Source organism: Streptomyces sirii (genome assembly GCF_045690365.1).
Lineage (GTDB): Bacteria > Actinomycetota > Actinomycetes > Streptomycetales > Streptomycetaceae > Streptomyces > Streptomyces sirii.
On record NZ_CP147982.1, the window covers coordinates 6,961,433 to 6,980,922 of the forward strand.

At 65.3% G+C, this 19,490-nt stretch carries 16 protein-coding genes; 4 read left to right on the forward strand and 12 right to left on the reverse strand.

The features are described from left to right. Nucleotides 1-100: 100 nt before the first annotated feature. From WAB15_RS31000 to WAB15_RS31025, 6 genes are all read right to left on the reverse strand, one after another. Complete coding sequence (locus WAB15_RS31000) at nt 101-871, reverse strand: SDR family oxidoreductase (protein WP_407288227.1); 771 nt, start codon at nt 869-871, stop codon at nt 101-103. Next, entirely contained in the window at nt 864-2,063 is a 1,200-nt protein-coding gene (locus WAB15_RS31005) for an MFS transporter (protein WP_407288228.1), read from the reverse strand. Before WAB15_RS31005 ends, WAB15_RS31000 begins: the two co-directional genes overlap by 8 nt. Nucleotides 2,064-2,133: 70 nt before the next feature. Then, entirely contained in the window at nt 2,134-3,843 is a 1,710-nt protein-coding gene (locus WAB15_RS31010) for a thiamine pyrophosphate-binding protein (RefSeq protein WP_407288229.1), read from the reverse strand. After that, nucleotides 3,843-4,667, reverse strand: coding sequence for a phytanoyl-CoA dioxygenase family protein (locus WAB15_RS31015; RefSeq protein ID WP_407288230.1), 825 nt, complete (start codon nt 4,665-4,667; stop codon nt 3,843-3,845). Before WAB15_RS31015 ends, WAB15_RS31010 begins: the two co-directional genes overlap by 1 nt. Before the next feature lie 25 nt (nt 4,668-4,692). Further along, a complete protein-coding gene (locus WAB15_RS31020) occupies nt 4,693-5,568 on the reverse strand; it encodes a fumarylacetoacetate hydrolase family protein (protein WP_407288231.1) in 876 nt (291 codons plus the stop codon). Between the two features lie 2 nt (nt 5,569-5,570). Next, the gene (locus WAB15_RS31025; protein WP_407288232.1) at nt 5,571-6,554 is read right to left on the reverse strand and encodes a hypothetical protein; all 984 of its coding nucleotides are present in this window, start codon (nt 6,552-6,554) and stop codon (nt 5,571-5,573) included. Between the two features lie 1,410 nt (nt 6,555-7,964). Between WAB15_RS31025 and WAB15_RS31030 the strand changes: the two genes are divergently transcribed. Both WAB15_RS31030 and WAB15_RS31035 read left to right on the forward strand, forming a co-directional pair. Beyond that, nucleotides 7,965-9,029, forward strand: a complete 1,065-nt coding sequence (locus WAB15_RS31030; RefSeq protein WP_407288233.1) for an aromatic ring-hydroxylating oxygenase subunit alpha — start codon at nt 7,965-7,967, stop codon at nt 9,027-9,029. Next, the gene (locus WAB15_RS31035) at nt 9,019-10,323 is read left to right on the forward strand and encodes an MFS transporter (protein WP_407288234.1); all 1,305 of its coding nucleotides are present in this window, start codon (nt 9,019-9,021) and stop codon (nt 10,321-10,323) included. The genes WAB15_RS31030 and WAB15_RS31035 overlap by 11 nt, the downstream gene beginning before the upstream one ends. A 574-nt stretch (nt 10,324-10,897) precedes the next feature. Here the strand turns inward: WAB15_RS31035 and WAB15_RS31040 are convergent. Genes WAB15_RS31040 through WAB15_RS31055 form a run of 4 tightly spaced genes read right to left on the reverse strand, consistent with a single transcriptional unit; the run spans nt 10,898 to nt 13,313 of the window. Further along, a complete protein-coding gene (locus WAB15_RS31040) occupies nt 10,898-11,212 on the reverse strand; it encodes a hypothetical protein (RefSeq protein ID WP_407288235.1) in 315 nt (104 codons plus the stop codon). Then, nucleotides 11,209-11,682, reverse strand: coding sequence for a hypothetical protein (locus WAB15_RS31045; protein ID WP_407288236.1), 474 nt, complete (start codon nt 11,680-11,682; stop codon nt 11,209-11,211). The genes WAB15_RS31040 and WAB15_RS31045 overlap by 4 nt, the downstream gene beginning before the upstream one ends. After that, nucleotides 11,679-12,401 carry a hypothetical protein gene (locus tag WAB15_RS31050; RefSeq protein WP_407288237.1) on the reverse strand — a complete coding sequence of 241 codons (723 nt, stop codon included), beginning with the start codon at nt 12,399-12,401 and terminating at the stop codon, nt 11,679-11,681. Before WAB15_RS31050 ends, WAB15_RS31045 begins: the two co-directional genes overlap by 4 nt. 6 nt (nt 12,402-12,407) lie before the next feature. Next, nucleotides 12,408-13,313 (reverse strand): hypothetical protein, encoded by a 906-nt coding sequence (locus WAB15_RS31055; RefSeq protein WP_407288238.1) that lies wholly within the window; start codon nt 13,311-13,313, stop codon nt 12,408-12,410. A gap of 198 nt (nt 13,314-13,511) precedes the next feature. On the opposite strand from WAB15_RS31055, the gene WAB15_RS31060 reads away from it, so the two are divergent. Beyond that, the gene (locus tag WAB15_RS31060; protein ID WP_407288239.1) at nt 13,512-16,613 is read left to right on the forward strand and encodes a Tn3 family transposase; all 3,102 of its coding nucleotides are present in this window, start codon (nt 13,512-13,514) and stop codon (nt 16,611-16,613) included. 735 nt (nt 16,614-17,348) lie between these two features. Here WAB15_RS31060 and WAB15_RS31065 read toward each other — a convergent pair. Together WAB15_RS31065 and WAB15_RS31070 are read right to left on the reverse strand one after the other, a co-directional pair. Further along, complete coding sequence (locus WAB15_RS31065) at nt 17,349-17,588, reverse strand: hypothetical protein (protein ID WP_407288240.1); 240 nt, start codon at nt 17,586-17,588, stop codon at nt 17,349-17,351. Further along, nucleotides 17,521-18,414, reverse strand: a complete 894-nt coding sequence (locus WAB15_RS31070; protein ID WP_407288241.1) for a hypothetical protein — start codon at nt 18,412-18,414, stop codon at nt 17,521-17,523. The genes WAB15_RS31065 and WAB15_RS31070 overlap by 68 nt, the downstream gene beginning before the upstream one ends. A 61-nt stretch (nt 18,415-18,475) precedes the next feature. On the opposite strand from WAB15_RS31070, the gene WAB15_RS31075 reads away from it, so the two are divergent. Next, nucleotides 18,476-19,327: a hypothetical protein gene (locus WAB15_RS31075; protein WP_407288242.1), complete on the forward strand. Its 852-nt coding sequence runs from the start codon at nt 18,476-18,478 to the stop codon at nt 19,325-19,327. Nucleotides 19,328-19,490 lie beyond the last annotated feature (163 nt).

A 19,490-nucleotide genomic window follows, 5' to 3' on the forward strand; every position in this document is an offset into this window, starting at 1 on the left:
GGCAGGCGGGTACGGACGCGGCACGAGCGGCACGCGTCGATCGAAGGGCCGGTGTGACGAGGTCGGTCCTCGCCACACCGGCCCCTGGGGGCGGCGCGCTCTACAGGGCGGCGGTCATGCCACCGTCACAGCGGAACGTGGCTCCGGTGAGGTAGGCCGCCCCATCGGAACAGAGGAACGCCGCCAGTTCTCCGATCTCGTCCGGTGTGCCGTACCTGCCCATGGGGATACGGCTCTCCGCGGCCTTGCGGATCTGGTCGGCGCTGGTGCCCCGATCGCGTGCACGTGCCGCATCCACCGCCTTCACACGGGGGGTGTCGATACGGCCGGGGACGATCGAGTTCACCGTGATCCGGTCTGCGGCGAGTTCGTTCGACAACACCTTCAGGTACGCGTTCATGGCGGCGCGCACAACGGAGGAAACGGCGAGTTCGTCGATGGGCGCGATCACTGAACTCGAAGAGACATACAGCACCCTGCCCCACTGCTTCCGCTTCATGCTGTCGATGACCGAGGTGACCACCTGCTGCAGCGACAGGAACATGGAGCGGTAGGCCTGGGTGAAGTCGTCCGCCGTCGCGTCGGTGACGGTGCCGGGCGGATACCCGGGACCGTTGAGCACGACGGCGTCGAAATCCCTTCCGTACCGGGAGAGGTTCTCCGCGACGTCTTCCGGGCGGGACAGATCGAGACCCATACCGGAGACCTCGGCCGCACCGGAAGCAGCCCTGATGCTGTCCGCCGCCTCCTGGGCCCGGCGTTGATCGCGACTTGCCACGGTCACGGCGGCGCCCTGTGCGGCCAGGCTCCGAGCGATCCCCGAACCGATACCGGATGTCCCGCCCAGGACCAGGGCGGTGATGTCAGGCACTGACCTTCTCCGTTCGGTTCGCCATCGCGGTGAGTGCGAAAAGCACCAGGAGTACGGCCGCGAACCCGAGGAAGATCAGCACGATGGAGGAGAATCCGGAGATGAACACGCTGTCGAAGACCACCAGCAACAGGCCGGTGAAGAACATCTTGATGGCGCCCTGGACCGCACTGGCGGCACCGCGGGCCGTCTCCACCGTCGTCATGCTCAGGGTGAGGGTCAGCGGAGCCATCACACCGCAGGTGAATCCCAGCGCGACCGAGAACAGACCCACCTTCACCAGACTGCTGTCCAGGTCGGCGAACGCGGAGAGCACGAATATCGCCAGGTAGACACCGAGCCCGATGACGTAGGTGTCCCTCGGCGGCCGGCGAATCCAGCTGTTGAAGAACGAGCCGCAGATGATGGACAGGGAGTACAGGATGTAGAAGAGGCTGTTGCCCACCGGGCTCACGTTCAGCGCATCGAACGCGAAGGGCGCAGTCGCGTAGAACGCGATGGTGAACGAGAAGATCAGCGCGGAGGCGATGCTGTACGAGGTGAAGTTGACGTTCTTCAGGACGGCCGTATAGGCCTGCACCTTGCTCGTCCCGCCTTGTTGACGGTTCGCCGCCGGATGCGTCTCCGGCATCATGCGGGCAATCATGACCAACCCGGCCACCACCGCCACGGCGAACAGCAGGAACTGCACGTGCCATCCGAAGCGGACTCCGATGAAGCTGCCGATCAGCGGGGCCAGGGACGGCGACAGCTGACTCGCCATCGAGAAGTACGAGAACGCCCTGCGCAGCTTGTCGGGCTGCTGCAGCGTGTCGACGATCAATGCCCGTGAGATCACGGTGCACGAGGCCGTGCCCAGAGCGGTCAGCACACGGGAGACGTTCAGCATGACGACGCTGTCGGCCGTGTATCCCAGGAACAGCCCCACCGCGGCCACCGCGAGCCCTGTCGTCAGGGCGACCTTACGCCCTCTGGTGTCGGAGAAGCTGCCGTAGAAGAACTGCGCCAGGCCGAGCACGATCATGTAGAACACGATGAGGTTCTTCATGGCGCCCTGGCCGACCGACAGGTCCTTCTGTATGGCGGGCAGGGATGGGTTGAAGAAGTCCACCGCCATCAGACCCATGACCACACTGAAGAAGGCGAAGAACAGTACACGAACCTCATTGCTCGTAAACTTTGCGCCAGACATGTCCGCCTCCTAACTCGCCTCGGGTCCGCATGCGCTGCGGAGGGTTTTCAACGTGCGTAGAACGGCCGTGCTATGCATTACTCCCACTTCTCGACTGCTCGAATGACTTCAGGTTTTCCCGGTACGACTGGGCCGGTGTGGAGGCGTCTCGATCGACCATGACGTGGATGACGTGCACGCCATCGGTGTCCTTGACCTTCTGCACGACGGTGTCCAACTCTTCGAGCGACGTCGCCCGGAAACCATTGGCTCCCATGGACTCGGCGAACTTCACCCAGTCATGAACGGGAAGAACGCTCAACTCGGGCAGGTTCTTCTTGTTGTTCATGTAGGTCGCGCCGTAGGCGGAGTTGTCGAATATCGCGAAAATGATGTTCCGGCGATACCGAACGGCAGTCTGGATCTCCATCCCGTGCATCAGGGCACAGCCGTCACCCGTGATGACGAGACAGGGCTCGTCCCGGGCGAAGGAAACACCGATCGCGGCGCCGAACGCCCAGCCCATCACGCCCATGGAGGTGCTGGAGTGGAAGCCCGCGTCGATGTGCGTCGTCCAGTAGTGCGTGGCGAACGACCGGTGATTCCCCGAGTCCACCACGCACACCCGGTCCTTCAGCCAGGAGTTCAGGCACTGCACCGCACGCGCCGGATGCAGGAGGGCGGTCTCATCGGGGCCTTCGGTCACGGCTTCGTGCAGCGGTATGCTCCGGACCCGTTCGCGCAGCGCCGTGTTCTCCGCGAAGGCGTCCTCGGTAAGTGAGGACTCCCAGTTCCGCAGGAACGTCAGCTCGTCGCACAGCAGGGTCTGGGACCCCGGAGCGAAATTGCCGATGTCCTCGATCGAGGACGTCACCTCGATGACGTTGCGCGCGCCGGAGAGGCGAGCGTCCCACGCGTTGGTGTTCCATTGCGACGGTCGGCAGCCCAACAGCAGCACCGTCTCCGGGGGCTGCCGCGTGAAGAGGTCGATCGCCCGCAGATTGCCCGAGTAACCGAAGACGCCGACGTTGTTGGGGTGGCTCTCGGTGAACGCCCCCTTTGCGTCCACGGTGGACCCGACGAGAAGGTCGTGGGACTCCGACAGCCGGGTCAGCAGGCCACGGACGTCCCGCTTGTTGGCGTGCGAACCGACCAGCACGGCGACACTCGCCGATGCGTTGAGGGTGGCGAGGGTGCGGTCGAGGTCCTCCTGGTCGCACACCAGGCGCGGCGCGGACAGCTTCCTCGTGCGCACGGCGGACTCGGCCGACTCCGCGAACAACACATCGGCGGGGTAGGAAAGATACGCCGGCCGGGTGGGGCACTCCACGAGCTTCTTCAGCGTGATGTTCCAGTACCTGATCGGGTGTGAGGCGTTGCGTGCCTGCAGTGACGAGCTGGTCACCGGACTCAGCATCGCCGCCATGTCGAGACCCGTCGGTGTCACGTCCTGCAGGGCGTCGTGGGCGTCAAAACCCGTGGGAATGTGCCCCGAAAGCAACAGGACCGGTGATCGATCCGCATGCGCATTGACGAGTCCCCCGACGGTGTTGGCCACTCCGGGGCCGTCGAGGGCGATCACCGCGCCGAACTTCTCCGAGGCTCTGGCGTAGCCGTCGGCCATCATCGCCGCCCCGCCTTCGACGGCGGCGACCACGGGGGAGATCCGCGGGTTGCCCTCCTGGTCCGCTGCGCGGTAGTTGGACATGAAAGCGTTGATCATCTTGCCCGGGACCATGAAGAACGTCGAAACACCCTCGTCCCAGAGGGAATCCAGGATCTCCCGCGACACGTTCGGCATCAGTGCGACCCCTGTTCCGCAAGGTCCGCCAGACCGCGATACTCAAGACCGTCGGTGAAGACCTTCCTTCCGCAGGAGTCCTCGATCAGTTCCCGGGTGATGTGGGGCAGGTCCGCAAAGAAGCTCTTCGCCTTGTGGTTGGTGTAGTCCGAGATATGAATCTTCTGTGTGAGCCTGGCGCGCAGATACGTCAGGTAGTCCTGCGTCACCGCTCCGCCGACGGAGAACGTCCACTGCAGAGCGAGGCGTGAGATATCGCTCTCCACCTGCGGGTGCGTGCCACGATGCGCCGCGCGGTAATCGAACACCACCAGATCACCCGCCTTTCCCCGCACGGTGTCCCGCGAGGTGTACTCGTGGTCGCGTACGAGCTCTTCGCGCTGCTCGCGGCCGAGCAGGTGGCTTCCCGACACGATGTCCACGCCCCCGCCGCTGACGGTGTCGTTGTCCTGCAGGAAGACGTTGAACATCAGGATCGAGGGGAAGTCCCCGGAGCCGTCCACGGGGCGGGACAGCATGCGGTCGTCGATGTGCCACCCGACGACCAGCCCCTTGCGGACGGTGAAGTTCGGGTACAGCAGCATGGGGCCGACCTTGTCGTTGAGGTCGGTGACCATCTCGTATAACTTCTCCGAGAAGAATGCATTCTTGAGTTCTGCACTCTCCAGAAACAGGCTGGGCGGCATGGTGCCGCCGGCGCCCCGGGAAAGTATCTCTTCCGATTCGTCGCGCAGGCGCTGAACGGTGTCCGGATCGAGGTAGTTCTCGATCACGCAGTAGCCTTTGCTGGCGAGATCATCGAAGTGCTCAGCGGTGAATACCATGTTCGTTCTCCCTCGGGACAGGCAGCTACGCACTCTTGACGGGATGGTCCAGTACGCCGATACCGGAGACTTCGGCGCGGACGGTGTCGCCGGGTGAAATGACGGTGGCGCCGGGGGTGCCGGTGGAGAGGACGGTGCCGGCCGGGAGCGTGCGCCCGGCGGAGAAGTACTCGACCAGCTGAGCCGGGTTGTACTTCATCGCGCTGACGGAATCGCGCGAGACCACCGAGCCGTTGAGGTACGTCGTCACGGTGATGTCGGCGATGTCCTCGCACTGTTCCTGATCCCTCAACACCAGGCAGGGGCCGATACTGGAGAAGGTGTCGAATCCCTTGCTCCACGGGATGTACCGGGGGTTCTTCCGGATCGCGTCCTCGGCCGTCATGTCGAGGATCGTGGTGAACCCGAGAACGTAGTCGAACGCCTCCTCCGCGGACACGTTCCGGCAGGGATTGCCCAGCACGAGCCCCAACTCCCCTTCGGCGGTGACCCGGGTGGACTGCCGCGGAATCTCAATGGCGCCCCCATTGGGGATCACACAGCTGTACGGACGCAGGTACGAGCCCGGCCCGAACGTGGGCTGTGCGGTTTCCAGATCGTTCGCGTGCGCCGCGAAGTTGAGCCCGACCCCCCAGATTTGGGGGATGGAGTTCAGCAGCAGGGTGTTCGCCAGGGAGACCGGCGTGGAGCGCAGTCCTTCCTGACCGGCGGCGCGGTGTTCGCGGAACGCGTCGACCAGCCGCGGGATCTCCTGCATCGAGATGAGCTGGGCCAGATCGATCGGCAGCGGCTCGGCCAGCGTGCTCACCAATCGACGCACGGACGCCTGGTAGCCGTCGTGATCTTCGATGAAGATATCGGGCCGGCCGTCGAACGAGTACGGGTAGATCTTCAGGCTCATCTTTACTCGGCCTCCAGGAGCGATGCGGCGATGGCGTCGATGTCTCGGCGCGACAGGTCTTTCTGGTATGCCTGCGGCTTCACCGCTTCCATCAGAGTGGTGCGGTCGACCGCGTGTTTTGTGGCTGCATCGGCGAGGGCGGGGAAGTACTTGGAGTGCAGCCCGTACAACGCGCCGAGCACCTGCAACTCCCGGTCGGTCCCGAGCGTTTCCAGGCGCGAGACGCAGTACTCGCTGGTGTGCGCCAACATGTCCGTGTGGTAGAGCCGCTTACCCTCCTGCAGTTCCAGCACGGCGGCCATCTCCTCCAGGACGGCGTTTCCGGCGTCCCTGCCGAGCCCTGCCAGCGTGCAGTCCACGATCGATGCGCCGTTGTTGGTCGCGGCCAGTGAGTTGGCGTTGGCCAGCCCCAGGTTGTTGTGCCCGTGGAAGCCGATCGGCGTCTTCAGCCGGCGTGCGGCCTCGCCGAAGAGCCGTGCCGTGTGATCGGGGAGGAACTGCCCCACCGAGTCGACGAAGTACAGGCAGTCGAGATCACACGAAGCCTCGATGTCGACAGCGGTCCGGACGGCCGCGTCGACACCGCGGACATGCGACTTCATCAAGTTGACGAAGACCGTCAGCCCGAGCTCCTTGGCACGGTCCACGTGGGTGTAGGCCTGCTCGTACGACGTGATGTCGACGCCTATGCGGGCGAACTTCATTCCGGCATCGGCCATCCGCGCGAGGTCGTCGAGGGAGGCGAGTCCCGGCTGTACGAACATGCCCCAGCGGCAATCCGCGGGCAGGAATCGGGTGGCGAGCTCGCACCACTCCTCATCGGAGATGTTCGTTTCCGAAATCTTCCTGCCGTTGATGCCCAGGCCGTGGCCGACCTCCACCCACTCGATCCCCGCCGCGGTCACGGTGGAGAGCACGGTCTCGACCGTTTCGGTATCGAACTGGAAGTTGACCGAGTACGAGCCGTCGCGGAGGGTGCAATCCATGAAGGTGTGCTGATGGGACTGGCGGGAAGGGAATATGCACTGCTGATCCATCGGTGGTACATCCTTTCTCGTTGAACGCCGATCGGCAACGCGATAGGCGCATGGGGAAACGGTGCATGTGGTGAATGAGGGAAGCCGGCAGGAAGGAATCGGGCACCCGTGACGGTGCACCTCGGAAATGCGAACCGATGCGCTGCCGTATGAGTGCCGAAATGTTCCCTACGGGCGGCGGAAAGAATGCCGCACCGCAAAGAGGGGGAGGTCGGAGCCGTAGATGAAACGATTCCATACGGTGACGCGGCGCGCGTCAGCCTCCGACTCCCGCACGGCTCTTTTGGCGTGCGCCGTCATGGGGTGCATCAGAGGCGAAGTCGTGCCGAGCCGTACAGGGTTCCGCTTCAGCGCATGGCGCCGCTGAGGATTCTCGAAATCCCTGGGAGCGACGGTGCCGCATGGCGCGGCATTGTTCGGCGGATTCGGCGGGATGCTCTCCCACCTGGCCGGATGCCGAAAAGCCCGGTAGTCGGCAGACAGGGCACAAGGGCCTTGTCCGACGCAGCTGCTGATCTGTCGAGTGCCGAGCCTCCGGTGAGGCTCGGGACTAAGTCTCCAGAGATGCTCACGACCGTCTTTCCCCCGCTTGTCACAAGACCATGAAGTGCGCGGACAGTGTGGGCCCGCCTCGTTCGGCTGCCCTTCGTGATCACTGAAGCAAGTATTCCGTGTAGCTGGCAACTACCCTTTACTCGCCTTGAGGCTTTCTTTGCGCGCCTATGGTTCATGGGCGGATTGTCGCGGATCCCTTGAGGTTCCCTTTGCTTGAGTGGCGACCGTTCGACGCGTCCGGGAATCGTCAAAACCGGCCTGTCGGTCCTTTATCCTTGAAATCGGTGCGGTGGACGTCTCGGGCTACCTCGACGTCGTGGAGGGAGGTATTTTCAGCCCCGCATCGAATATTTCAAGCCCCTTGTCGATATCGCCCCCGAGGGAATGTGGTGGCCCGTCGAAGTGGCTTCGCGCACCCTCTTTGATCGCGGCCTTCGGGGCTTCGGCAGGACCTGTCGAGTGGGTCGCGGGATGCGGCGCTCCCGCTCTGGGGGGCCGCCGATGCGCATTTTGGCGTGCCGACTCGGCTGGCTCGACTTGACTCTGCGCCGCCGCCTCTCTTGCCCTCGCAGGCGAGGGGCCTCCGGACCGTTTTTGCCTACCCGGTAAAGCGATATCGGCCGACTTGCCCGACTTCCGAACTCTCTTGATCGGCGAAAGTCGCGGCGGTTAGCCTGCGCCACGTCCAGATCTCGCCAACGGAAAGTTCATATCGTGATGCGGAAGCCTGCTGACATTTTTGATCCGTCCCACTACGCGCGCACCCGATTGCCCCGTGAACAGGCCGAAACGCTGCCGCATTGGGTGTACACGGATGAGACCTGGTTCCAGCGGGAGATGGACACCATGTTCCGTCCCGCATGGCACTTCGCCGGTCTGGCCTCCTCGGTCTCCGAGCCCGGCGCTTTCATGACCCTCCGCCTGTTGGACGAGCCCCTACTGATCGTGCGCGGCGACGACGGGGAGGTGCGGGCCTTCCGCAACTCGTGCCGGCACCGCGGCGCACCCGTGACCGACCAGCCCTCCGGCACCTGCAGAGGCCTCCGCTGCCCCTACCACTCCTGGACGTACAGCCTGGAAGGCGTCCTCAAACACGCGCCCGGTCTGGAGGGCTACGGCCGAGACGAACTGGCGGGGCTCGGCAAGGACCTGTTACAGGTTCCCTGCGGCGTCCGGGAGGGCCTGATCTTCGTCCACCTGGGCGACCCGGCGTCCGCTCCCACCCTGGACGCCTATCTCGGCAACTATGTGTCCACTGTCGCCGCACCGCATCGCACTGCGGAGATGGTCGCCGTCCAAGAGCGGGAATACGTCCTGGACTCCAACTGGAAGCTCTATGTCGAGGTCGACATGGAAACCCTGCACACCAAGCACATCCACCGTGGGTCGATAGGCGAGCAGCCCGTCACCATGTCGGAGTCCGAGGGCAACTGGATCGGCGTCTACCACGAGTCGCCCCACACACCCGCTCTGCACCCGGGCGAACGTGACCGCGGTTTCCCCCATGTCGAGGGGCTGTCCGGCAAGGCCGCTCGCGGTACGCACTTCTCGATCCTGCTGCCCGGCTTCTTCCTCGTCACCGCTCAGGACGTCATGTGGTGGATCCACAAGATCCCCGACTCCGCGACCCGCACCCGGGTCCGCGTGGGTTACTCCTTCCCCGCGTCGACCCTGGAACGCGAGGACTTCGACGAGGTCTCCAAGCACTACTACAAGCGGCTCAACCAAGTCGTCGAAGAGGACGACTGGATCACCGAATACCAGCAGAAGGGGCTCAACGCCTCGACGCCCGGCTGCTACGTCCCCGAGGAGCACGTCGTGCACCGCCTGGACAATTGGATCCTCGATCAGGTTCTCCATGTCGGCTGATCGCCGCTTCCACGTCATGCGGTGGAGCGGCTACACCGTTCTCACCGCCTGCTTCCTGTCGGGGTTCTTCTACCGGTTCGCGCCGGCCACGTTCGCCCAGTCGCTGAGTGCGTCGCTGGGCGCGTCCGCCGCGCAGCTCGGCGTGCTCGCCGCGTGGCACTTCTGGGTGTACACCGCGGCGCAGATCCCGGCGGGCCTGCTGGTGGACCGCTGGGGTACGCGCCTGTGCGTCGCGGCGGGCTCCTTCGTGACCGCGATGGGTGCTGCCGCACAGGCGACGGCGCACAACCTGCTCCAGGCGTCGTTGGGGCCGGTGCTGACCGGGCTCGGGCTGTCGGTGGTCTTCGTCGGCGTGATGAAGAACAACGCGGTGTGGTTCTCGGCCCGACACTACGGCGCCATCACCGGCCTCACGATGCTGCTCGCCAACGTCGGTAGCGTCCTCGCCGGCAGCCCCTCCGCCTGGCTGCTCCACCACCTGTCGTGGCGGACCATCTTCGCCTCGGCCGCGGTCATCTCGTTCCTGCTGGCGGGATCGGTCGTGATGCTCGTCCGCAACCGCTCCGACGCAACCGCCGTCCCGGTGCCGCGCCCCGCCGGCTCGTCCGCCGGTGCCTGGCGCAGCATCAGGCACGTCCTCGGACGACGGGAGTTGTGGCCGGTCTACTGGTGCACCATCGGCACCAACGGGACCTTCTACGCCTTCTCCGGGCTGTGGGGCGTCCCCGTACTGACCGACGGTTTCCATCTCTCCAATTCCCACGCGGCCCTGTACACCACGCTCGCCCTCGCCACCTACGGCATCGGCTCCTTCGTGATCGGCCTCGTGTCGGACCGGCTCGGAAGGCGCAAGCCGCTCCTGCTGGCCTCCTCCGCCGCCGCGCTCGCCGGCTGGCTCCTGCTGGGACTCGCCCCGTGGCGGCCCGGTTGGAGCGGCCTGGCGCTCTACCTGCTCGTCGGCCTCGCCGCCGCGCAGGTCACCGTGTCCTTCGCCACCCTCAAGGAGTTGGTGCCCAACAGCATCTCCGCCACCGTCCTGGCGGTGGCCAACACCGGAGTGTTCGCCGCCTCCGCCGTGATCCAGCCGCTCTTCGGCTGGATAGTCGACCTCACGCACCCCGCGGCAGGCCAACCCGATCTTCACAGCTACCGCCTGGCCCTGCTGCTCCCCGTCGCCTTCAGCGCGGTGGGCCTCCTCGGCGCGCTGCGTGCCACGGAGACGTGGTGCCGCAATGTCCCGGAGGAAGCCCCGGCTCCCCGAACGACACAACCCGCCGGCCCCCTCACCGGCTGACCAGACCGGCCCGGCGGCCCCACCTCCCGAAGAGTCGCCCCGCACACGGGAAGTCGGGTCCGCCGGGACGGCCGCGGCCTTCGCCGGCCGAGGGGCGGCTATGCCGTGCTGGTGTCCTGACCGACCGGCCCAGGACTGCTGCCTCACAGAGCGGGGCGCGGTCGCAAAGCCCCAGAGAAGTCCCACGGGTGCCGCCACATCCTTCCTGGCCTGCATTTCCTGCAGGTCAGGGGGGTGCGGCGGCGTTCAACTGGGGGATCGTCAGATGTCCCGGAAGAGACCAGCCAATGCGGTGACCTGCCGCGATGAGTGGCTTGTGGTTGCTGACCTGCGCGAATGGCCTTTCAGGTGTTTCATGTTCGTGCAGGTTGACGGGGCCGGAAGTCCCAGAAAAGTCTCAGAGGGCTACCACTGCTGACGGATGCTGCGCGACGCCCTGACGGACCAACGTGCATCAGGGCGCGCACGTAGCGCACACAATGCGGATGAGTGAAGTGGCGAGGCCGGTGCTGAGAACGTGCTCCAGAGCGTATGGCAGTTCCGTCGTACTGGGGGTCTGCGACGGCGGTGCGGACTATCGCGGGTAGAAGCCGGTGATGCGGTAGGGCTGTTGCTGGTAGTGGACTCGGAAGCCCATGACCCACTCCTCGGACAGGTCGTCTACGACGATCAGCCGTGGGTCGGTGCGAGCGGCGGGGCGGTGTAGGGGCATGGCTACCGGCACTGGACACTCGCCGAACACAGACTGGGCGTGGAAGGCAGGGGCGGTCACTATGCGGCCCACGAGCGGCCCGGTGGGGTGGTACTCGGCGGGCAACTGTTGTAGGAGGCCGTCGAGTTCGATCGTGACGGTGCGGTGTCGCTGGAGGGGGAGGAGGTAGAGGGTCATAGCGCCACTGGCTGGTGGCCTGCGAGCGGGAGACCGTAGCGCATCCAGGACCGGAGGGAAGCCGCGGTGTGGATCTGGCCGGTGCCCGTGGCCCGGTATCCGTCGAAGGTCCAGCCGGTCACCTCGAGGAAGGTGCCGTGTCCGGTTCGCAGATCGAGCTCAAGGTTGAGGAAGACGGGACGCTTGGAGATGGCGAACCCCTGCCAGGCCCGCTCCCAGCGGAACAGCGTGCCGAACTGTGGGTCGCTCCAGACCATCAGGCGCCGCGAGCGGTGAGCGGCACGGCAGTCCAGGAGCCACAAGTCGGCGTGCGCTTCCCGGCCGGCGACTTCGTCGGGGGGAAGCGGGCGGGCTTGTACCTCAGCCCGTTTGCCGCAGCGTAGTTGGCAGTCGGCGCGGCGGTTGCCGAGGGAGATCTCGGTGGCCACGCCCCATCCCTTGATCTCCTTGTGCCAGGCATACTCGGTCACAGGGCACCTGCGTAGCGGAGGAGTTCGGCGTCGTCCTCGTCCAGGCCGAGGGCCTGCGGCCCGACTTCCGTGAGCAGGTCTGCGACGGTGAAGATGCCAGGGAGGTTGTCGACGCCGGCGACCAGGCGGTCGTAGCGTTCAACCAGGGCGATGATGCGGTTTCCGCGGGCTCGGTGCCTTTTCGCTCCTTGCGTGGACTCCTTGGCCTGCTGGTCGAGCCGGTCGGCCTCTCTGAAGTCACGTTCGGCCAGTGGGGGCAGCACGTCGATGATGCGGTCGAGGTCCTGCAACACGAGCTGCCGGGCGGTCTTCTCCGTCAGTTCGCCGCCCTCGCCGAGTACGACCTTCGCGACGACCCTTTCGTCGGTGGCGCCGGCGCGTGGACCGGGAACGCTCGCCTGGTCCGGGCTGGTGGGGGTGGCACCGCAGCCGGGGCCCTGAAGGGTCGGTTCGGTGGGCGTGGGGCCGGGCGGTCCGGCCATGGCAGCGATTCGGATCTCTTTGGTGACCTTCTTGAAGGAGGTGGTGCACATCGACTTCACCGCGCGGTCGAACACCGCGTGGTACTCGGCCGACAGCACCTTGACCTTCGATCGGACGATCCCTTGAAGCCGGGCGAACTGCTCACTCTCGCTCCCGCCGGCGAGAATGCAGCGGAGGGCTTCACGGTCGAGGACGTCGCGCACGGTGTTCGAATAGCGGCCTGCGGCGCTGGGCATGGTTTTCTACCTTCCTGTCAGGAGTCGGATGGTGCGGGGTCGCTGCTGCAAGACCCGGTCGGCCCAGGAAGTGACCGAGTCACGGATGGACTCGACGGACTCCCACACTTCGGGGTCGTTGACGTCCGCGAAGTCCTCGGGACCGAGCAGCAGGATTTCCCTGGCCTTGTGGGCCAGGCCGAAGTAGCGGATGGTCCAGTCGGCGTGCGGGTCGCGTTCCTCACTGCCGACGAGCTCGTCGAGCAGGGCTTCGTGCGGGCTAGGAGCCGGTCGCATCTGTGCGCGGACATAGCGGGCGACGTCCTTGTCCTTCAGGACCTCCCGCACTGCAGGTTCCCGCAGCACGGCCAGCACCGCCGCCGGACTCTTCGTCAGCTCGGCCAGGACGGCCTCCCGGACCTCTTCTCGGTCGAGCTGCGCAACGATCTCGCCGGGAGGCTCCACTCCGGCCGCCCGGCTCAATGCCCTGCGGTACTGCGCCGCGTCCAGAGCCATGGGCCATCCCGCCCGTTCCGCGCTGTCGAGTCGTTCCAGCAGCAAACTGACACGTCGGGAACGCTCTTGGGAGTCGGTGACGCAGGCGGTGGTCACGCACTTCCACGGGACCTGGACGGCAGAGGCGAGCAGACGCTCGCGAAGTGCGGTCCCCGCGAGGCGGGTAACCCGCAGGTATTGCTCCAGTGTCTCTGTCGCGTACCCGAGCTGCTGGGCCAGCTGTTCCAAGGCGAGGCTTGCGCCCGGAGGCGCCCCGTCGGTGATCTCGGCGCAGACGTCACCGAGGCCGAAGCGAGCGGCCAGCTGTGCCCGGGAGGCTCGGATGTCCGTCTCGGCGAAAGTTCTCGCCCGTCTGAGCTGATCTTCGGTGTAGCCGGGATCGGTAGTCCCGCCCGGCTCGATCCATACGTTCTCCATGGCCGAGGACCGTAGGTGCTCCCAACTGCCCGTAGGAACGGCGTATCCCCGGATCGGACCAGGCGAAATGTCTTCGACGACGAAGATTGCAGAACCGTGTGTTAGGCGCCGTACCGGGGAGGCAGCCGTTTGACTGGCCGCACCGCATGCCTTGAATCTGCACGTCGTCGTAGTCGGATTTGCAGCGAGGCATACAAGATGAGCACGAGCCCGAGCTTTCCCCTGGGCCGGGATTACCCGTCAATTCCCGAAGGAGACCTGCCAGACGGCCTGCTGGCTCTCTTCGACCTCACCGAGGCCGAGGCCGAACTGATCCTGAACAAACGCGGGCCGCAGAACCGGTTGGGCTTCGCCGTCCAGCTCGCCTGCCTGCGGTCCTTGGGCCGGCTCCCCAAACCTCAGGAGATTGCTTCTCTGCCGCGACCGGTCGTGGAGCACCTGGCGACCCAGCTCGACATCAGCGGTGGCGTGGCGGTCCTGTCCGCGTACGGCGCGCACGATGGGCTGACGCGGCGACATGCGCAGGAGATCAGGTCGGTCTGTGGCTGGAAGCCGTACAGCAAGGGCCAGGCCGCACTGAAAAGCATGGTGGTGTCCCGCGCCACGTACACGGAAGAAGGAGTCAAGGCCCTCCTGCGGCGTGCAATTGACTGGCTGCGGGAGCAACGTATCGAGCTGCCCGGCGAGCGCACCCTCACCGACCTGGTGCGATCGGTACGGGCGGAAGCCGACCAAGGAATGTGGCAGGCGCTCTTGGCCCCGTACGCTGACCGGCTGTTCGAACTCGATCGGCTGACGGCAGTCCCGGACGATGAACGAAAGTCGCCGCTGGCCGAGATGCAGCGAGGACCCGGCAAACCTGCCTGGACGAACCTCGCGCGCGCCTTCGCCCGGAACAACGAGATCCAGTCTCTAGGGCTGCCACCCGTGGACACCCGGGCCTTCTCCCCACGACGCCTGTCGCATCTCGCCCGGTTCGCCGCAGACCAAGAGGCGCAGAGGACGAAGCGGCGCGCCGCGACCGTCGCAGCAGTTGGCCGCCTTACCGAGACTGCTGCGGACGACGCGGTCGACATGCTGGTGCACCTGATCGCCAACGACCTCATCGGACGAGCGCGACGCAAGACCGAAAAGGAGCGTTCCGCGATCTTCCCCGACCTGGCCCATGCTGCCGCCGTCATGAGGGAGGTAGGCAAAGACCTTCTCGACGCGAGGCACGAACAGGTTGACACTGCGACGGGAGAGATCATCCCCCCTGCGGCAGACACCTTGACGGTGCGCGAATTTCTCGACCAACTCGAGGATCTGCCCGCGTTCGAGGCAGCCGTCACGGTGGCCGGCGAGCTGGCCCCCGCGACGGGATCGGACTCGGAAGAGGCTCGCCGCGCCAAAATGATCAAACGGATCGATCTCCTGAAGACCTACCTGCCACACATCGTCGGAGGACTGACGTACCGGTCCGGCACACAGGAAGCCAGACATGTGCTGGACGCCCTGTGGTCGTTGACCGACCTGATCGACCGACCCGCGATCAGCCGTGCCGAGGCCGATGAGCGCTTGTTGACCGGGTCCTGGAAAGAGCTGGCGCTCCACGCGCCGCACCTGGCGCCCGATACGGTCGACACCGCCGCCTACGCGTTCTGCGTGGTGGAGAGGTTCTACTCTCGCCTCCTGCGGCGCGAAATCTTCGTCCAGGGGGCATCGAAGTGGGGTAACCCGGAAGCGGGCCTGCCGTCGTCGGCGGAGTGGGCGGCGTTGCGGGTCTCAGTGGCCAAGAGCTTGGGGCTTCCCTTGGATGTGGTCGCCCACTTGAAGCGACTGGGCCAAGAGCTCCACACCAAGACCTATGCGATCGCAGAGCGCCTGCCGAAAGACAGACAGGTCGAAGTCGGAGATGGCGGCAGGCTCGTCCTGTCCACGGCACCTCTTTCCCCAGACCCCAGGCTGCGCAAGGTGACCGCGGAACTCGCGGGCTGGTTGCCCAAGGGCGACCTTCCCCAACTCATCCTGGAAGTCCTCACGTGGACCAAGGGCACCGAGGTGTTCACGACACCAGGCGGAGCGACCCCACGCCAACGCGACTTTGACATCACCCTGTCCGCCGCACTGGTCGCGCTCGGCTGCAACGTCGGTGTCGAGGCTGTCGCCGGCAACTTCCCCGCCCTGGAACAAAGGCACATCACCTACGTCATCGACAACTTCCTGCGACCGGACTGTTTGGAAGCACTGAACCACCGCCTGCTGGCGCGGCAGTCACAGCTTTCTGTTGCCGCATCATGGAACGGCGGCCACATGGCATCCGTAGAGGGCCAGCGTATGGTCGCACCCCCGACCGCCATCAAGGCGCGCCTGTCTGCCCACGGCACCGCTCACGTCACCCACCTCACCCTCCTGTCGGAGCAGGCCATGGGACTCACGGACAAGGTCGTCGCCGGATCCGTCCACACCTGCCTGCACGTACTCGACGTCCTCAACGACCGACGCACCAGCGCCCTCAAAGCCACCAGCACCCAGAATCAGAACCGCCAACAGAAGCCCCAGAAGATCGTCGCAGAGGCCGGGCCACACCAAGAGATCATCTTCGGCCTGCTCGCGCTCTCCGGCTACACCTACACCGCCACAGCCGCCGACGTCACCGACATGACCCTCGCTCGCATGGACACCACATCAAGCGAGGACTACGGCCCCCTGCAGCATGCCACCCGCAACAAGATCGACTCCGCTCTCATCGAACGAAACTGGGACGACATGCTCCGCCTCGTCGGGGCCGTTCACCTAGGCCGTGTGCGATCCGCAGACGCGATCCGCATGGTGGTCCGCAACGGCAGCCTCACGCCCCTGGGCAAGGCACTCGCCCACTACGGGAAGATCCACAAGACCGCACACATCCTGGATCTCATCGACAACCCTGACTACCGCCGTCAGATCGAAACACAGAGCCTCCGCCACGCCCAACGCCACGAGCTGGCCGCGAAGATCTATCACGGCACCGAAGACCGCATCCACCGCTACCAGACCGGAATGGAGGAACAACTCAGCGCACTCGGACTGATCGTCAACATGGTGGTGCTCTTCAACACCGCCTACATCGACCTGTTCCTCCAGAAGAAGGCCAGCCACCTGCGGCCCATTCCCGACGAAGTCGTCAGGAGCTTGTCCCCCTTCCTCTATCGGCACATCCACATGAAGGGCCGCTACGCCTTCGAGATGCCCGAACTTTCCGACAGCTCCATGCGGGCCGTAGGGGATCTGGACGACGGGCCTGACGACGTGACGGGCGACAGCACCGACGCCAGCTGAGCGACAGCGGCGTTCGCCACACTTCACGCAACACCCTGTCTCGGCTCCGTGAGTGTCAGTGGACGCGCCGTCATCTTCCGTCCGATCCGCATCGCCCCCGCGGCCGATACTCGGCTCTGGCAGTCGAAGGCACTCTCTGACCTGCACCGGATGGCGCTATCACACGGTTCAGCAATCTTCGACGTCGCAGCTGCGGCTGTCTCATCGGATCCCTTACCTGGGAGGGCGGAGCATGCTGTGCACCTCTCTGTCGGAGATGTAGAGGTTGGGCCGTGGTGCCGGTATCGCACAACACCGCGGCTCTACGGGCGGACGTGGTCGATCAGTGTCGGAGTGCTGGGCCGGTCCCGGCAGATCGCGGTGAAGTCGCAGGCGGCGCAGGTGCCGGCCTCGCCAAGGAAACGCTGGTAGGTGCCTGGATCGTGTGTGTCCCTGGGCACGCCCTCCGCCCAGCCGGGGGCTTCGTCGAGGATCTTCACCCCGCGCGTCAGGGCCTCCTTGAGGAGCCCGAGCCTGGCGTCCGTCCACGGCGTCGCCGTCGACGGTTCCGGCGATGTAGGCGGTCAGGAGGGCTCCGCGCGCGCACTGGTCCGTGCAAGGCGGATGCCCCTGCTGCTGGTGACCTCAGGCAAGATAGCCATTTACGATCTTTGTCAGCCGTATCGATGTTGGTCACGGCTTTCCCTCCTGACAAGAGGCTCTGCTGGCGTGGACGAGGTCGTAAGGTTCGCTGATTCAGGCGGTCGCCGCCGGCGCGGCCTGGGTCGCCTCGACGTTCTCGACGGAAGCCTGTGCCGTGATGTGCGGCTTCACCGGCTGCCAGCTGTGCAGCAGACCGCCGACCATCAGGAGGGCTGAGTACGCGTTGTGCCTCTCTGTACCGGCCACTTCCGGGTGCGCGCCCAGGTCACACATGAACTTGAGGGCGAGCCGTACCTGTTCGGCACGCACCGGGTAGCCGACAGCCGTGTTCATCGACTCCTTGCGCTGCGCCTTGGCCGCCGCTGTAACGTCCACTGTCTCGTCCTCGTCGTCGGGCCTTCCTGCCGACACGCGCCGCGAGGGTCTGGCGGAGCGCTTCAACTGTGAGGCGCCACTCGTGCTTGATGTACTGCTTTTCAGCGTCGCGGTAGTAGTCGAGGGCGGCGGCGAACTCTGCCGACCGGGTCGCGTCCGGTGCGTCCAGCTCGACCAGGAGCAGGCGGCGGTACTGCATCTGCTCAAGGATCGCCGCCCAGTTGCTCTGGTTCACCTCGTGCTCGATGCTGCCGACCCCGATGCGCTCGAGGTTGCCGTCCTTCATGGCTGCGCCGGTGACTTCGAGGTTGAACTTCAACGCTCCAGTCCTGTGCTCCTCGATGATCTGAAGCTGCCGGTGGTCGAGGTCGACCACGAGGTCGAACGTCGTCGTCGCTGCGAGGCTGTGCAGCGTGACGGGCGAGGACTCGACAACCAGCCGCCCCAGGTAGCCGCTCGACGATCCAAGACTGAGCGCAGACAGCTTGCCCTCGAACCACATCGGCCGCTGTGCCGAGGCGTCATTCCGACATGACGCTTCGAACCGGAAGCGGAGCTGCATCACGCCAATGCCGCTACGGCCGGACACCGACTTGAGTTCCAGCCGGCCGCGTTGTTCGTGGTGCCGATGTGTACCCAGATGTCGTTCGTGATCGTCTTTCGGGTTGGTGGGGACGAACGTTCCAGGATCGGGCCAACAGTGAAGCGGGGCAAGCGAGTAACGAAGATCTACGGACTGCTGCGGGTAGCACTTGATCGAGCGCGCCAACGGCGTGCCGGCCACCGCCGCTTGATCCGCGCGATCTAGCTGTGCAGCACGCCAGAGCTGTGCGGTAATGACTACCGTGGATCAGAACTCGCTGCGGAAGCTCGTGGAAGGTCAGCTCCTTCGTCTGGAGGGCAATGCCTTCCAGGACTGCATGGATCGGCTCGGTCTGGAGCTGTACCCGGGGGACTACCAACCCGTGCGGGCGGCGGGGCCGAAGGGCGACACCAAGAATGACGGCTACTGTCCGAAGGCGCGAGTGTTCTTCGCGGCGCACGCGACGCGCGGCGAGCGGATCGACAAGACCAAGGTGAAGATCCGCGGCGACCTGGAGGGCTGCCTTCAGGAGCACCGCGACGTGAAGGTGTGGCGCTTTCTCACCAACGACACACTCCCAGGCGAAGTCAACCAGTTCATCGACAACGAGCTTCGTCCTCGATACCGGGGCGTCACCATCGAGGTGTGGGGGATCAAGACGCTTGCTGACGAACTCAGCAAGCTCAAGCGGGAGCAGATTGACAGGATCATCGACGTCATCACGGTGGACGAGCCGGAGTTCGAGGTCGTGATTCTCAACCACGTGAAGACGGGCCGTGACCTGTGGCCGATCCTCTCGGGCTGCCTCGGGTGGTTGGAGCACGAAGAACCAGAGGACTGCACCGACGAGGAGCAGGACCTCATTGACGACGCGGTTCAATCCTTCCGGGACTGGAGCGACATCTCGGGAGACATCGAGTTCTCACGCTCTTCGGTACGGGATGCACAGCGAAGCCTTACTGCCATCCTGGAGGAGCTCGCAGAGAAGGGGCTCGCCCTCTACTCCGCGACAAAGGACAACTATCCCCTTACAGGCGGACCATCGCCGTTCTTGGGAACCGTTGCGATCTTTAGGATTGCTCGGGTAAGCCCCGCCGTCCCAACGAAGGCGTGACGGGAGACGCCCTCTCGCGCATGAACCCCACGATCAATGCCGTGCCGGCCTCGACGCGTAGAATCCGTCGGCTCTGGGAGGGTCGAGTGCCATGGAGGTGGGCGACCGTCGATGGTCGCGCACCTCGTGCTGGGCTGGCTGCTTCCAATCTCACGCCAACAGC

Coding starts and splice junctions, on each gene's coding strand:
- WAB15_RS31060 (WP_407288239.1), top strand. CDS start 13,512: ATGAGCACGAGCCCGAGCTTTCCCCTGGGCCGGGATTACCCGTCAATT.
- WAB15_RS31035 (WP_407288234.1), top strand. CDS start 9,019: ATGTCGGCTGATCGCCGCTTCCACGTCATGCGGTGGAGCGGCTACACC.
- WAB15_RS31005 (WP_407288228.1), bottom strand. CDS start 2,063: ATGTCTGGCGCAAAGTTTACGAGCAATGAGGTTCGTGTACTGTTCTTC.
- WAB15_RS31015 (WP_407288230.1), bottom strand. CDS start 4,667: ATGGTATTCACCGCTGAGCACTTCGATGATCTCGCCAGCAAAGGCTAC.
- WAB15_RS31055 (WP_407288238.1), bottom strand. CDS start 13,313: ATGGAGAACGTATGGATCGAGCCGGGCGGGACTACCGATCCCGGCTAC.
- WAB15_RS31020 (WP_407288231.1), bottom strand. CDS start 5,568: ATGAGCCTGAAGATCTACCCGTACTCGTTCGACGGCCGGCCCGATATC.
- WAB15_RS31025 (WP_407288232.1), bottom strand. CDS start 6,554: ATGGATTGCACCCTCCGCGACGGCTCGTACTCGGTCAACTTCCAGTTC.
- WAB15_RS31040 (WP_407288235.1), bottom strand. CDS start 11,212: ATGACCCTCTACCTCCTCCCCCTCCAGCGACACCGCACCGTCACGATC.
- WAB15_RS31010 (WP_407288229.1), bottom strand. CDS start 3,843: ATGCCGAACGTGTCGCGGGAGATCCTGGATTCCCTCTGGGACGAGGGT.
- WAB15_RS31050 (WP_407288237.1), bottom strand. CDS start 12,401: ATGCCCAGCGCCGCAGGCCGCTATTCGAACACCGTGCGCGACGTCCTC.
- WAB15_RS31065 (WP_407288240.1), bottom strand. CDS start 17,588: ATGAACACGGCTGTCGGCTACCCGGTGCGTGCCGAACAGGTACGGCTC.